9 protein-coding genes are annotated in these 12,310 nt (G+C 62.3%); all 9 read right to left on the reverse strand.

Translation table 11 applies throughout. The features are described 5' to 3' along the window. Positions 1-116: 116 nt before the first annotated feature. Positions 117-866 (reverse strand): response regulator transcription factor, encoded by a 750-nt coding sequence (locus tag IPK70_15835; GenBank protein MBK8228632.1) that lies wholly within the window; start codon positions 864-866, stop codon positions 117-119. Between the two features lie 10 nt (positions 867-876). Continuing rightward, entirely contained in the window at positions 877-3,963 is a 3,087-nt protein-coding gene (locus IPK70_15840; GenBank protein ID MBK8228633.1) for a histidine kinase, read from the reverse strand. Between the two features lie 102 nt (positions 3,964-4,065). Next, the gene (locus IPK70_15845; GenBank protein ID MBK8228634.1) at positions 4,066-4,218 is read right to left on the reverse strand and encodes a hypothetical protein; all 153 of its coding nucleotides are present in this window, start codon (positions 4,216-4,218) and stop codon (positions 4,066-4,068) included. Continuing rightward, positions 4,215-4,961 (reverse strand): hypothetical protein, encoded by a 747-nt coding sequence (locus tag IPK70_15850; protein MBK8228635.1) that lies wholly within the window; start codon positions 4,959-4,961, stop codon positions 4,215-4,217. Before IPK70_15850 ends, IPK70_15845 begins: the two co-directional genes overlap by 4 nt. Before the next feature lie 127 nt (positions 4,962-5,088). Then, on the reverse strand, positions 5,089-8,763 hold the full coding sequence (locus IPK70_15855; GenBank protein MBK8228636.1) for a right-handed parallel beta-helix repeat-containing protein: 3,675 nt from the start codon (positions 8,761-8,763) through the stop codon (positions 5,089-5,091). A 102-nt stretch (positions 8,764-8,865) separates the two neighbouring features. Further along, positions 8,866-9,183 (reverse strand): LytTR family transcriptional regulator, encoded by a 318-nt coding sequence (locus IPK70_15860; protein ID MBK8228637.1) that lies wholly within the window; start codon positions 9,181-9,183, stop codon positions 8,866-8,868. Between the two features lie 3 nt (positions 9,184-9,186). Next, complete coding sequence (locus tag IPK70_15865; GenBank protein ID MBK8228638.1) at positions 9,187-10,080, reverse strand: T9SS type A sorting domain-containing protein; 894 nt, start codon at positions 10,078-10,080, stop codon at positions 9,187-9,189. A 20-nt stretch (positions 10,081-10,100) separates the two neighbouring features. Further along, entirely contained in the window at positions 10,101-11,021 is a 921-nt protein-coding gene (locus tag IPK70_15870; GenBank protein ID MBK8228639.1) for a hypothetical protein, read from the reverse strand. A gap of 28 nt (positions 11,022-11,049) precedes the next feature. Continuing rightward, positions 11,050-12,297, reverse strand: a complete 1,248-nt coding sequence (locus tag IPK70_15875) for a hypothetical protein (GenBank protein ID MBK8228640.1) — start codon at positions 12,295-12,297, stop codon at positions 11,050-11,052. Positions 12,298-12,310 lie beyond the last annotated feature (13 nt).

Genomic DNA, 12,310 nt, shown 5'->3' on the forward strand with positions numbered 1-12,310 from the left:
TGACGGCCCAAAAGTCCCCTGGCCTGGCAGCCTCGGAAAGTCACAGTCTGTGAATGGCGATCCCCGGCTGCGAACGGCAGGGGGCGGGCGGAGAGGGCCTTTCGCCGGAACAGGCCCTACCGGTTCCCGATGCGGGCCAGCAGGTCATCCTTGCGCAGGCGCGCCACGTCCAGGGTCTTGCCGTCGCTCATCACCACCTGCCCGCCGCTGCCCTTGATGTACTTGGTCAGATGCTTCAGGTTGATGGTGTGGCTCCGGTGGATGCGGATGAAGTCGGGGCCTTCCAGGGTCTCTTCGACCTCCTTCAGGCTGCGAGTGATGGCGATCTGCTGACCTCCGGTCATGTGCAGGACCGTGTAGTAGTTCACTGCTTCGCACCAGACGATCTCGGCCACTTTCACGAGCTCGAAACCGTGGAGGGTAGGCACGCTGAGGCGGTCCGGCGTTATGCCGCTCTTCACGTCCTCCAGCATGCGCTGCATGCGTTCAGCCCCGCCGCTGAGGCCGTGCTTGGCTTGCACCCGATCCAAGGCCTCGCGCAGCTGGTCGATGTCGATCGGCTTCAGCAAGTAGTCCACCGCCGCGAACTTGATGGCCTTGATGGCATAGTGGTCGTAGGCCGTGGTGAAGATCACGTCGATGCCCTCCAGATCGGACTTCCGAAGCACGTCGAAGCCGCTGAGCTTCGGCATTTCCACGTCCAGGAAGAGCAGGTCCGGCCGATGCGCCGCGATGGCCTTCACGGCATCCTCGCCATCCTCGCACTGGGCCAGCACGGTGATGCGATCGGCGAAGTGCTGCTGAACGAGCATGAGCAGCTTGTCGCGTGCAGGTTTCTCGTCGTCGATGATGAGTGCGCGTATCATGCGGCCAAGTTCATTGTTCGGTTTCCTTCCCCATCAGCGGAAAGTTGATGATCACGCGTGTCCCGGTCGCGCTCCCCTGCGGATCCTTCAGGTCCTCCACCATCACCCGTGACGCACCGCGTTCCAGTTCGCCATAGATCCGCAATCGGTCCGCGCTGACGCGCATGCCCATGCTCTTGTGTATTCCGCTGCGCTGCGCGTTGATCCTGCGAGAAGCCTCGCGCCCTATGCCATTGTCCTCCACCACGCATTCCAGATGATCGTCGCGCAGGTCGAAGATCACGGAAAGATGGCCCGCGGATTCCTTGTGCCGCAGCCCATGCCAGATGGCGTTCTCGATGTACGGCTGGACCAGCATGGTGGGCAGCTCCACCGGTTCGCCTTCCAGCTCTTCATCCACTATCACCTCGAAGGTGAACGGTGTCTTGAACCGCAACGCCTCGAGCTCGAGGTAGTAGCGCAGCATCTCCACCTCGCGCTCCAAGGGCACTCGCGTGCTATCGCTGTGCTGCAGGATAAGTCGGATGAGCTTGGCGAAGCGGCCCAGGTAATGGGAGGCCTGCTCGCGGTCATTGGCGATGATGAAGCTATCAATGCTGTTGAGGCAGTTGAAGACGAAGTGCGGGTCCATCTGCGCGCGAAGCGCCTGCAGCTTCAGCTCGTTCACCTGGCGCGCTTGTTCCTCCTGCGCGCGCTCGCGCTTGCGGATCCAGTTGAGGCGTGCCCGGAACACCAGTACGATGCCCATGGCCAGCAGCACGGCGAAAAGGATGCGGGCCGCCAGCGTCTGGTACCATGGTGGAGGGATCATCACGTTCAACGTGGTGGGGGGGCCAGGTTCACCCGCCAGGTTCACGAGCCGGAACTGGAAGGTGTGCTCTCCTGGTTGCAGTCCTCGCAGGTTGATGCGGCCTTCCTTGTATTCGACCCACGACCCTCCCGGCTCCCGCATGGCGTAGGCGAGGATCCAACCCGGGGGCAGTACCGCACCGAAGTGCACCTCGAGCTGCTCGTTATCGTAGCGCATGACCAGGCTGTCCTCGCCGGTCAGCGCCATCGGAGAACCGTCCACCAATAGCTGCGCGAGTATCGGCGCAGGCGGCGTCCGGAGGTTCCCCACCGGGTTGGCATCGAAGACCGCTACAGAGCGACCCACATTGTACGCGAGCAGGCCACCTGCCGAGGTGCCCAGGGTCCACTTGGACGCTACTTCATTGCCGGTGCCGCGCGGACCGACCACCACGGCCCGCTCCTTGATCGGATCGAAACAGAACAACCGTTCGTCCGAAACGGTCCAAATGCGCTTGCGCGCATCCACCGCCACCGCGACCAAGCCCGACTCGGTGATGCCGTGGCGATGATCGTAGTGCGTGTATGCACCAGCAGGGATATCGTACCGGACCAGTCCCGCACCATCGGAAGCGAGCCAAAGGACGCTGTCCGATGATGCCGTGATGCCGACGAGCCTGCCCACACGCAGCCGATGCTCGCGGACATCGGCGAAAAGGTCCGTCCAGTGCCCGCTTTTACGATCGAACCGCATAAGTCCGCGAAGATTGCCGCAGGACCAAAGGCTTCCGTCCTTCGCGCTCACGGCGCCATAGACATTGTCGAACCGCATGCCGCCCGGTGTCAGGCTATCGGGTCGGTGAACGCGACCGCGACCCGTGCGCGGATCGAAGTTCACCATGGTGAAGAGGTTCACCCCCTTCCAGAACGTGCCGTCCGCATCATGGGACAACCATGTGCGGCCGCTCGGTATCGCAGCGCCCGTCGTGTCGCGCACGTCGATCCGCATCGCTTGCGTGGTCCTCGCATCGATCGACCAAACGTCGCCATCGCTCGCCACGATCACGGCATCTCCTCGCGGGAGCACATCCCAAATGACCGGGTGCTTGTCCGTACGACCGACCAGAGGGATCCGGGTGACCGCCCCAGTGGAAAGGTCGATCCGCGCGAGCCCCTCCTCGCCCATGGCGCACCAGAGCAAGCTGTCGCCGCTGAACTCCATGGACCAGATGCGGCCGGAACGACCACCGCTCAGCACATCGAAGAACCGCAGTTGCGGCTGCGCTGGATCATGTATGGCGATGCCCAACAAGTTCGCCAGCCATACTTCGCCGCTGGCGCTGTGGTACAGGTTCCTGATCATGCCATGGGGCAGCGACCCGACCGAAAGATCCTCGCTGTCGAACACCACCGCCGACCCGTCTTTCGGATCGAAACGGAATCCCCCGGGCTTGGATGCGCTTCCCCAGATCCGCCCGTTCCGGTCGCGGCCAAGGAACCACGCCGTGGATAAACTGGTCCCAGGTGCTCCAGGCACGTGGTCCCAAGCGCGCACCGCGCTCGATGTCCCGTCCCAATGCCAGATGTTACCGCTGCGCGGATCGCTGCACCAAAGCCCACCATCCCCATCGTGGCAAAGGCTCACCGCTTTCTCTGCGATCAACGGTGAGAAGGCGCGATCACCTTCCCCCTCGTACAGCCGGCCTGTGGCCGTGTGGTAGAACACCAGCCCGCGGTCATGGGTGGTGATCCAAATGCCATGACGTGCACTGTCAGCCAGCATGTCCCTCCAGAAGGTCTTCACCGGCGCTCCATCGGGATGCCTCAGCCCCCTGAACGTGCGTGTGACCGTGTTGAGGAAAAAGGTGCCGACGTGCGTACCGAAGAGCAGTTCGTTCGGTCCAGTGACCAGAACCGCATGCGCCCAGAGGGTTTCAACACCTTGTTTGAGCGAATCAGGAATGGCCACGAGCTGCGCGCGCCTTGAAACGGGATCGACCCGCACCGGACCTTGCTCGGCCGCTACCCAGATGATGCCGTGCTCATCCTTGGTGAGGTTCCGCACGCCGATGGGCGAACCATCGGCTTCAATGTCCACGGAGACGAAGTCGTTGCCATCGTAGACCGCGAGCCCCTGCTGCATGCCCACCCATAGGCTCCCGCGGTCATCCTCCAAGAAGCACTCCACCAGCGCATGCGGCAGGCCTTCGTTCACCCCGATCAGGTCGAAGGTGATTCGAGGCGGAAGCTGCCCCTGGCCGTACAGCGTGGCGGCGAAGAAGAAGGACGGTATCACCGCACGGCGCATGGGTGCAAGATGGCGACCCTTCCTGAAAGGCATGCGTTCCGCGTTATCGGCATCCGATCACGCCTCAACCGCGGAGCGTCATGACCGCGCATTGCAGCGGAGTCAAGCGAAGGTGCTCAGCGCCATGCAGAAGCAACAAGCCGATGCTATCAGGCAGGCTGCGATGCCTGCGATGCTGAAAGCCTCGTCGTGCTTGCGCATGGTCCGGCTGTTCTGCTGGTGCCTCATGGTAATGTTGCTCGTGTGGTCGATCATTGAACGATCATGGTATCGCCCGCGCGGAAGCGCAGGTCGCCCTTCGTTGCCTGCGCCGCGCGGCCCAGCAGGTCGATGGTGCTCGAGGCATGCATCGTGGGCGGTCCTTCAAGCGATATGATCGCAGTGGATATATCCTCGATCACCGTGGCAACGATGCGCACTTCATCCAGCACCCATGCACCGTCGCTGCCATCGTACGCCTGCAACTGCAGCTGGAAGCTCGCAAGGCCTGATGCATCCGACTTCTCCACCACGCCGGCATCCGTGATGACGGTGGCCTCGAAGGACTCGTTCGTGGACACGTCCTTCATGCCGCCGCTGCCATCCCCTTGGTCATGCACGCGCGCTAGAAGTCGTGCCGGGCCATTCGCCTCGCGGCGATGGACGATGATGACGCTATCGATCCGTAACGAAACTTGCGCGATGCCACTGATGACGATGCGATGCTCATTGCCGGGCGCAGCGGACCAGCCTGACAGCCACAGGGCATTGTCGCCCACCGACACCGGGAAGGGACAGGCCTCAACCCCGATCATTGCGGCGTTGGTGCCGAAGACCACCTGGTCGCCCGGCGCGGGCAGGTTGCAGGCCGAGCAGCCGCCTTCGCAATTGATGACCTCCGCACAGGGCTGGTTCAGCCACTGATAACTGAGTGTGCGCGCTTGCCCTTTGCCTTGTTCGGCGCCGAGCAGGCTCATCGGTAAGAGGACCAATTTCTGAAGCAGGCGGAGATGTTTCATCGCGGTGCCGTTTTTGACGCCGCAAACGTCACTCGCTCCAGCAGCCCGTGGAAGCCGGATCCTGTCAATGGTCGATTCCAGCAGTGAACGGGTCTTGTGGGGAAGTGCCCTGCCGCGACCTGTTGAGCTAGTCCAGCACCACGCGTGCGCTGACCCCGCCGCCTTCGGGATCGGAGGCAACGAGCACGTACACCCCGCGCTCCAACTCGTCAAGCTCCATGAGCATCGCAGTGCTGCTCCACTGTTTCACCAAGCGACCGCTCGCATCATGCATGGCGATCATCGTGGTATTCTCCGGAAGCCCGCGGAGCGTGATCACATCGCGCGCTGGATTCGGATGCGCCATGAACTGCGCCGCATGACCTGCTCCTTCCACGGCCACTGCCAGGCTCCACTCGTACTGCCCACCGGTGTCCACTTGCTTCAGCTTGTAGTAGCTGATCTTGGCCGACGCATTGTCGTCGAGGCGGGCGTAGGTGAGGACCTGCAGGCTGTTGCCCGCGCCATTCACCCAGCCGACCCGGGTGAAGTCCTCTTCTCCCTCGATCATGCGCCACACCTCGAAGCCGGCGTTGTCGTGCTCGGTGGCGGTCGTCCAGTCGAGCTGGACTTCACGATCATTCGCGCGCTTTGCGGTGAATGCGAGCAGCTCCACCGGCAGCACCTGCCCAAGACCCGTCACGTACAATTCCCCGTCGTTGCCGATGCTCGGCGTCACGTAGTTCGTTCCGCCCGCCGCGTTGATCCGCGCTTCCGTGCCGTGGGAGATCGGGTAGAGGCTGGTCCATTGCTGGCCTGCGGGGTCGTCCGTCTCCAGGCAGTTCTCGTTCACTCCCGCGTAGTGAACGACACCTGCATCAGATAGCGTTGCCACCAGCGGATCGGCCGCAGCGTAAGGCGTGAACTCGCTCCCGCTGAAGAACAAGCGGATGCTCGCGCTGGATGCGATCGCGTTCTGGGTGACGAGGTGCCAGTTGCGATCCAGGTAGTGCTGGCCCAGGTCGCTGGTGCGCACGGGTCCGTTGTTCAGGAACACGTTCAGCTGCACCGTGCCCAGGTTCTGGCCATTGTCGTTGAAGCGTGCGAGCACCTTGCGGTCCTTGTAGATCCACTGGTCGGTGCCGCTGCCCGTGCTGGCGATCGCATCGGCGGCCCCACAGGTGTTGAACGCTTCCGCCCACAGCTGCGGGGTGAATTCATCGGCGCCGATGTCGGGTGTGGTGAGGCTCCGCGGCTGGCCATCGATGTCGGTGGTGATGTACGCGATGGGGGTGGCAGCCATATCCGCCTCCATGGCATAGGCATGCAGATCGTTGGTGAATGCATCGTAGTAACGCGGATCCGCGTTCGCGCTGCTGGCGAAACCGCCCGATGCCGCTTGCAGCGCGGGCAGCGTGTTTTGCGCGGCTGTCCAGAAGGCGAGCGGACCCGCAAGGCCGCGGAAAAGCAAGTTGTTGCTGCTGAGGGTGAGCGTGGTGGTAGCTACCTGCCGGTACACGGTGTAGTTGCCAGAGTAGATCGCGTTGTTGCGGAAGGAGGCAAGGCCGATCACGCCGCTGACGAAGTGGATGCCGTACGTGCTCGCGAAGATGGAGTTGTGGTCCACGCGCAGGTTGGAGACCGGGCCTGCGACCTGGATGCCCGTGGACCAGCTCAGGACGGTGTTGTTATAGAAGCGCGGTTCGCCGCCAACGGATGCGTTCACGGTGGTGATGATCACCGTGGGTGTTCCCGATGAGGATTCCAGTCGGTTGTCATGCACGTTGAACCCTGCGTATGACGCGGCGATGGAGATGCAATTGGAGCCGAATGCGGAGGTCTGCACCGAGTTGCGCCGCAGGGTGAACGAGCGGTCGCGCACGGTAAGCCCCAGGGCGAAGACCGACTGCCCGATGAGCACGTTGTCCTGCACCAGCAGCAGGTCATTGTCCGTGGTGGTGCCCCAGCGGAAGCCGTAGGTGCCGTTCTCGAAACGCGTGCGCTCCACACGCACACTGTCCTCATTGCCGTTCGCTGCGGCGTAGAGCAACTCACCGAACGTGACCGTCGCTGTTGTTCCCCGCAACCGGCAACGGGTGATCCGTGTGTTCTGGCTTCCGGCGCTCCCAGCGGTGCTGTTGAACACCACCACCTGCGCATAGTTGCTGGTGCCCGTGCGGTCGATGGTGATGCGGTCCCAGGTGACGAAGTCCCCGCCGTTCATGCGCACGGTGAAATTGTTGGCTCCTGTGGTCGACGAAGGCCAGGTGAGCACCACCGCGCTGCTGTCCAGTGCCGCGCTGCGGAAGGTGATCGTGTTCGTGGCCGATGTGCCACTGATCTGGGGGACGCTCACCTGCTCGGTGTAAGTGCCGCTCTGAACGAGGAAGAGCACCGGTCCGATGAGCGTGCAGCTGCTCATGGCCAGCACGGCATGGTTGAAGCTCGCGAAATCATTCCCCACGCCGGGGCCGATGGTATAGGTGCCGCTCATGCCGGTGCATCCATCGGGCCGTTCGTGGGCGCCGATGTCGGGTGTGCTGCCCACGGGCAACGGACGCGCACCACCGTCGCGATCGACAGCGGTGACCGCAGGTGAAGGTGCGAGCGAGATAGCTGGTGATCCCGCTTGCAGGTGCAGATCGGTTGCGCTCACGAAGAGCGGATCGATGAACAGCGAGCTGGCGTCCCAGCCTTGTGCCTGCCAAGCGCTCCAAGTGTAATAGCTGAATACCGCCCAGCGGATCACGTTCGCCTGCGTGCAGTAGTAGATGTTCCGGTCGATGCTGTTGAAGGTGGCGCTCTGCGTCATCAGGCATTCCACCGCCATGGTCTGGAGGATGTTGCCTGCCGCGATCACGTTGTTGCAGAACTGCACCTGCAGGGCGTGCCGGGCGATGGTGCTGCGCAGGCTGTTGTGGCGGACGATCGTGCCATGCGCATTGTCAACGGAAAGCACGCAGCCAGCAGCGTTCGCCCCGGATAGAACCAGCATGTTGTTCTCGATCACCGGCGGCTGCGCCGGTAGCAAGGTGTGCTGGCTGAGGTGGATGCAATTGGTGCCGATGCCCCAGTTCACGGTGTTGCGCGCAACGAGCAGTTCGTTGATGCAGTTGCGTATGAATATGCCGTCGTCATAGGTGGCGGTCGTTGCCCCAGCGCTGCTGATGGTATTGCCCTCGACAATGAGCCCATCGGCCCGCTCCACGATGAGGCCGTCGCTCGTCACTCCCGTGATCGTGTTGTTGCGAACGACCATGTCGGCGCCATAGCTCACGCCCGAATTGTTCAGCCGGACCGCGAATTGACCACCCACGAAACTGTTGTTCTCCACCGTGATGCGCGACCCGGTGAACACCGTAGCGGAGTTGATCCCAGCCCATGCCCCCGCCGAGAACGTGCAATCGGAGATGGTGATGTCCGATGCGGCGTTCTGGAGCAGCACGCCATAGTTGGTGGTGGTGGCCGTCACGTATTGAAGGCGCACGAACGTGCAATTACTGAGCGTGAGCATCGCCGAGGCGCCCGCGTTCGAGAGGGTGACCGCCGCAGCGTTCATGGCCTGGCTCCGGAAGGTCACGGTATTCACTGCACTCGTGCCTGCGATGGCATTGATCGTCCAATTGCCGCTGTAGCTGCCACTGATGATGTTCATGGTCACCGGTCCGCTCACGCCGCTGGTCTGCAAGGCGGTAATGGCTGCGGCGATGTTCGCGTAATTGCCGGCAGGGCCTACGGTGTAGCTGCCATTGAGCTGGGCGCTGGTCGTAGAGGCTGGGCCGAGAACCAGTCCGAGGCAGAGGAGGATGCTGAAGCGCCGCATAGGCCCTTTGAATGGCCATGCAAAATGCCGCAATAGCCTCCCGGCTGTCCAGCACCGGCGGGTGAACGGACGATCGGGATGGGTGAACGCTGGGGACCGCCCTCAGAGCATCCGCAGCCGCTTCATCACCACGCCCCGGAAGCTCCTCCCGATGGGCAGCCAGCGCTCTCCCACATGCAAGCCGTTGTCGCTGATCGCCTTCACACGGTCCAAGTTCACGGCGTAGCTGCGGTGCACACGTTCCATGCGGTGCGTTGGAAACTCATCCAGCACCTCCTTCAGCATGCGGCCCACGGTGTAGGTCTTCGACACCGCATGCACATGGGTACTGTTATCGTCGGCCTCCAGGAAGAGGATCTCGCTCACCGGCAGGCGCACATGCTGCGCGCCCTCACGCACGAACACCGCTTCGCCTGGCATGGGTCATTGCTTCAAGAACCGCAGGGCGCGACCATCCGAGAAACGAAGCACATGCAGACCTGGTGCGAGCGCCTTCACATCGATGGCCCGGCCCTCTGCCGCTGAGCCTCGCGCTACGGATCTGCCGTTCGCATCGAGGATGACATAGGCCTCACGGCCATCGATGCCGGAGATCATCATCATTTCGGCCGCAGGATTCGGGAATGCCTGCAGGCCGCCTTGATCGGCCACCTGAATGCCCGTGTTGAAATCGATGCTCACGTTCCATTGAGCCGTATAGGTGCAGCCATTGAGGTCGGTGAACTGGCAGCTGTACGTGCCGGCCGTGGTCACCATGATGGTCTGCGAAGTCGAGCCTTGGTTCCACGTGTATCCCGATCCCGCAGGAGCGTTGAGCACGTAGGGCAGCTCGTCCACAGGGATCGTGAGCAAGGTGCTGATCGTTCCGGCTGTGAAGGAGAATTCGTCCGCGCCGATATCGCACACTGGATTGCCGCGCGCTTCGTAGTCGATATCGCCCAGTCCGATGGGGAACCACTCGCCGGTGCCGTCGAGCGCGCAGCTGTTCACATGGAGGTCGGGCAGGAAAGGGAACGCGGGGTCGATGTCCAGGTCGGCAGCGCCATCGCCTGTCGCGTTCTGGTACGCAGCGAGCGTGGGATATTCGACGCCGCCGATGGTGGCGATGACGCCGGCAGCGCCATGCAGGCAGTTGTGGTCCTCGGTCACGATGTTGCCCGGTTGGATGCTCTCCAGCGCAGGGCCATCGGTGTAGTTCACGAAGAGGTTGTTCCGGATCACGCTGTTCTGACCATCGGCGAAATTGCTCAGGTGGTAGAAGGCCTTGCTGCTGGCCGCGCCGCCGCTCACGGCCACGCTGTTCCAGATGATGCTCATGTCCCAGAGGTTGTACACGCCTACGCCCAGCATTCGCCGCTGCTCGCGCTCACGGTGATCATGTTGTTGTGGATCTGGTTGCCCGTGGTGTTCTGCGTGTTGCCGATCTCCATGCCATTGCAGCTCCCGGTGGTGGCGTGCGCTTGGATCACGTTGCGATAGACCTTCGATCCATTGTCGAAGTAGTTGGTGCGGATGCCGACATAGAAGACCCCCGACTCGGTGATGATCCGGTTGCCCGCGATATCGCCCGTGCCGCTGTTCACCGTGATTCCGCCCGAGAGCTGGTCCGCCAGCACGTTGTCAGCGATGAACAGATTCTGCGCGCGCGCACCGGAATTGCCTTCGGCGTCGATCTCAATGGCCTGGTATCCGTTGCGGAACTCGCAATTCAGGATCTGGAGGTAATCCGGGTTGTCCGGCACGTTCAGCTCGTTCTGGTTGCACCAGACCAGCACGCGCTCGGAGTAGCTGTTCGTATTCGTGGTGGCGCTGCCGATGAACACGCAGTCCCAGAGCTTCAGGTTGTCCGTATTGCCGGTGAAGTGGATGCAACGCGCGCGATCCTCGTTGAGGGCGTGAAAGGTCACGTCCTCGAACTTGATGTTGTTGGCCCCATCGAGGCGCACGATGTGGTTGGGCAGCGGGAATGCGGCATCGAAGGCCAGGATCGCATCGGCCGCGTTGTTGGTGGAGCTCTTCACCGTGATCACGCCGGGGTTGCCCGGGATCACACCCAAGCTCGCCTGTCCGGTGTATGTGCCGGGGTGCAGCAGGAAGGTGATATCGCCATCAGCGCCTTGTGCCGTGAGGTCGTCGAAGGCCTCGGTGAGGTTGTCGTAGTGGGCGAAAGGTCCTCCGATGTTGTAATAGCCGACGAGCTGCGCATTGACCGCGAGGGTCGATAGTGCAGCGAACAGCGTAGCGTAGCGTGCGTTCATGATGCTTGGTGTTTCGTTCCGTTGTTGTTCAGCGTTTCCCTTCACCCCCTTCTTCCTTGCACAGGAATCCCGGCTCATAGCTGCGCAAGCGCGCGATGTCGTTCTCGTTCACGTGGATGTACACCTCGATGGTGTTCAATTTCCAGCTGCCGCCCACCTGCTGTCCGTTCTTCCAGGTGGTGCCGCCGCGCTCCCACACGAAGCGGCTGGCCTTGTCCCTCACCTTGTTCCATAGGCTGAACTGGTTGTTGTAGTACTCCTTCTCCGCTGGCCGCGCGCAGTATTGCTCGCCCCAGTTCATCTGGCTCTTGCAACACACCTGAATGATGCTTTCCATCCATCCCTGTGCCTGCGGGCTAAGCTGCGTGGTGCTGCCCTCAACGAACCAGCCCGAGGAGAGGACCTTCATCAAGTATGCGCGGATCTTCGATTCATCGGCCGTGCGCAGGACGTCCACGGTGTACTGCATGGCGTCGCGGTCGGTGGCAAAGGTCGGGACTTCCACCGCGGGCAATGCCGCCGCCGCTGCCTGTGCACTGCGTTCCGCCGCCACGCTGCCCAGCGTCGGCATCTTCTTCAGCTCCCATTCCGCATAGTCCTTGCGGGCGCCGCGCATGCTCTCGAGTTCTTCGTTCACCATCTGTTCCTTCCATGGAGCATTGATCGCATCGCGGTAGAAGTGGACACGCAGGCGATCGGCGTACACCACCGTCCACGTCGGTCCTTCCTTTCGTTCGTATTCGACTTCCACCGGAACGGTGAGGTGCGTGGGGCTGTCCCACGTTGGCCCGCTGTTCTCCGGAAAGCGCAGGTAGTGCAGTTCGCCCACGGCGTTCTCGAACTTGTAGTCGCCCAGCACACCGCGCAGGTTGGCGCGCAGCATGGCCATGATCTCGTCGTTGCCCGGCGCCGGAATGCCCGTGTAGGTGTTGTAGGTGGTGAGGAAGTCCTGGTAGGTATTCGTCACATAGCTGTAGCGCGCGAAGCCGCCGATCTCGATGAGCGCCTTGGGATACTCAGTGATGTTCGCGTTGCGCCATACCACGCAGGCGCGATCCCAGTAGTACTGCTTGTTGGCGTCGCTCCACACCTTCTTGATGGTGCCGGGGCGCAGTTCCTTCTTCACCACGCCGGACCAGGAGATGTCCTTGAGGACCTGGGCATCGGAGGGTTGGGCGTGAACGCTTGACCACACAGGCACCAAGGCGCAGAGAAGGAGGAGAAACCGCGAAGTGGCCGAAGGCCGCAAAGAGGACATGCATTCCGAAGCGCTCATGGAGATAAGCATT

It is taken from the genome of Flavobacteriales bacterium, assembly GCA_016712535.1.
Taxonomy (GTDB): Bacteria; Bacteroidota; Bacteroidia; order Flavobacteriales_F; family PHOS-HE28; genus PHOS-HE28.

What these genes read in the sequence shown, in the direction of transcription:
- IPK70_15875 (MBK8228640.1), bottom strand. Translation starts at nt 12,297, where the DNA reads ATGAGCGCTTCGGAATGCATGTCCTCTTTGCGGCCTTCGGCCACTTCG.
- IPK70_15850 (MBK8228635.1), bottom strand. Translation starts at nt 4,961, where the DNA reads ATGAAACATCTCCGCCTGCTTCAGAAATTGGTCCTCTTACCGATGAGC.
- IPK70_15835 (MBK8228632.1), bottom strand. Translation starts at nt 866, where the DNA reads ATGATACGCGCACTCATCATCGACGACGAGAAACCTGCACGCGACAAG.
- IPK70_15845 (MBK8228634.1), bottom strand. Translation starts at nt 4,218, where the DNA reads ATGATCGACCACACGAGCAACATTACCATGAGGCACCAGCAGAACAGC.
- IPK70_15840 (MBK8228633.1), bottom strand. Translation starts at nt 3,963, where the DNA reads ATGCGCCGTGCGGTGATACCGTCCTTCTTCTTCGCCGCCACGCTGTAC.
- IPK70_15870 (MBK8228639.1), bottom strand. Translation starts at nt 11,021, where the DNA reads ATGAACGCACGCTACGCTACGCTGTTCGCTGCACTATCGACCCTCGCG.
- IPK70_15855 (MBK8228636.1), bottom strand. Translation starts at nt 8,763, where the DNA reads ATGCGGCGCTTCAGCATCCTCCTCTGCCTCGGACTGGTTCTCGGCCCA.
- IPK70_15865 (MBK8228638.1), bottom strand. Translation starts at nt 10,080, where the DNA reads ATGAGCATCATCTGGAACAGCGTGGCCGTGAGCGGCGGCGCGGCCAGC.
- IPK70_15860 (MBK8228637.1), bottom strand. Translation starts at nt 9,183, where the DNA reads ATGCCAGGCGAAGCGGTGTTCGTGCGTGAGGGCGCGCAGCATGTGCGC.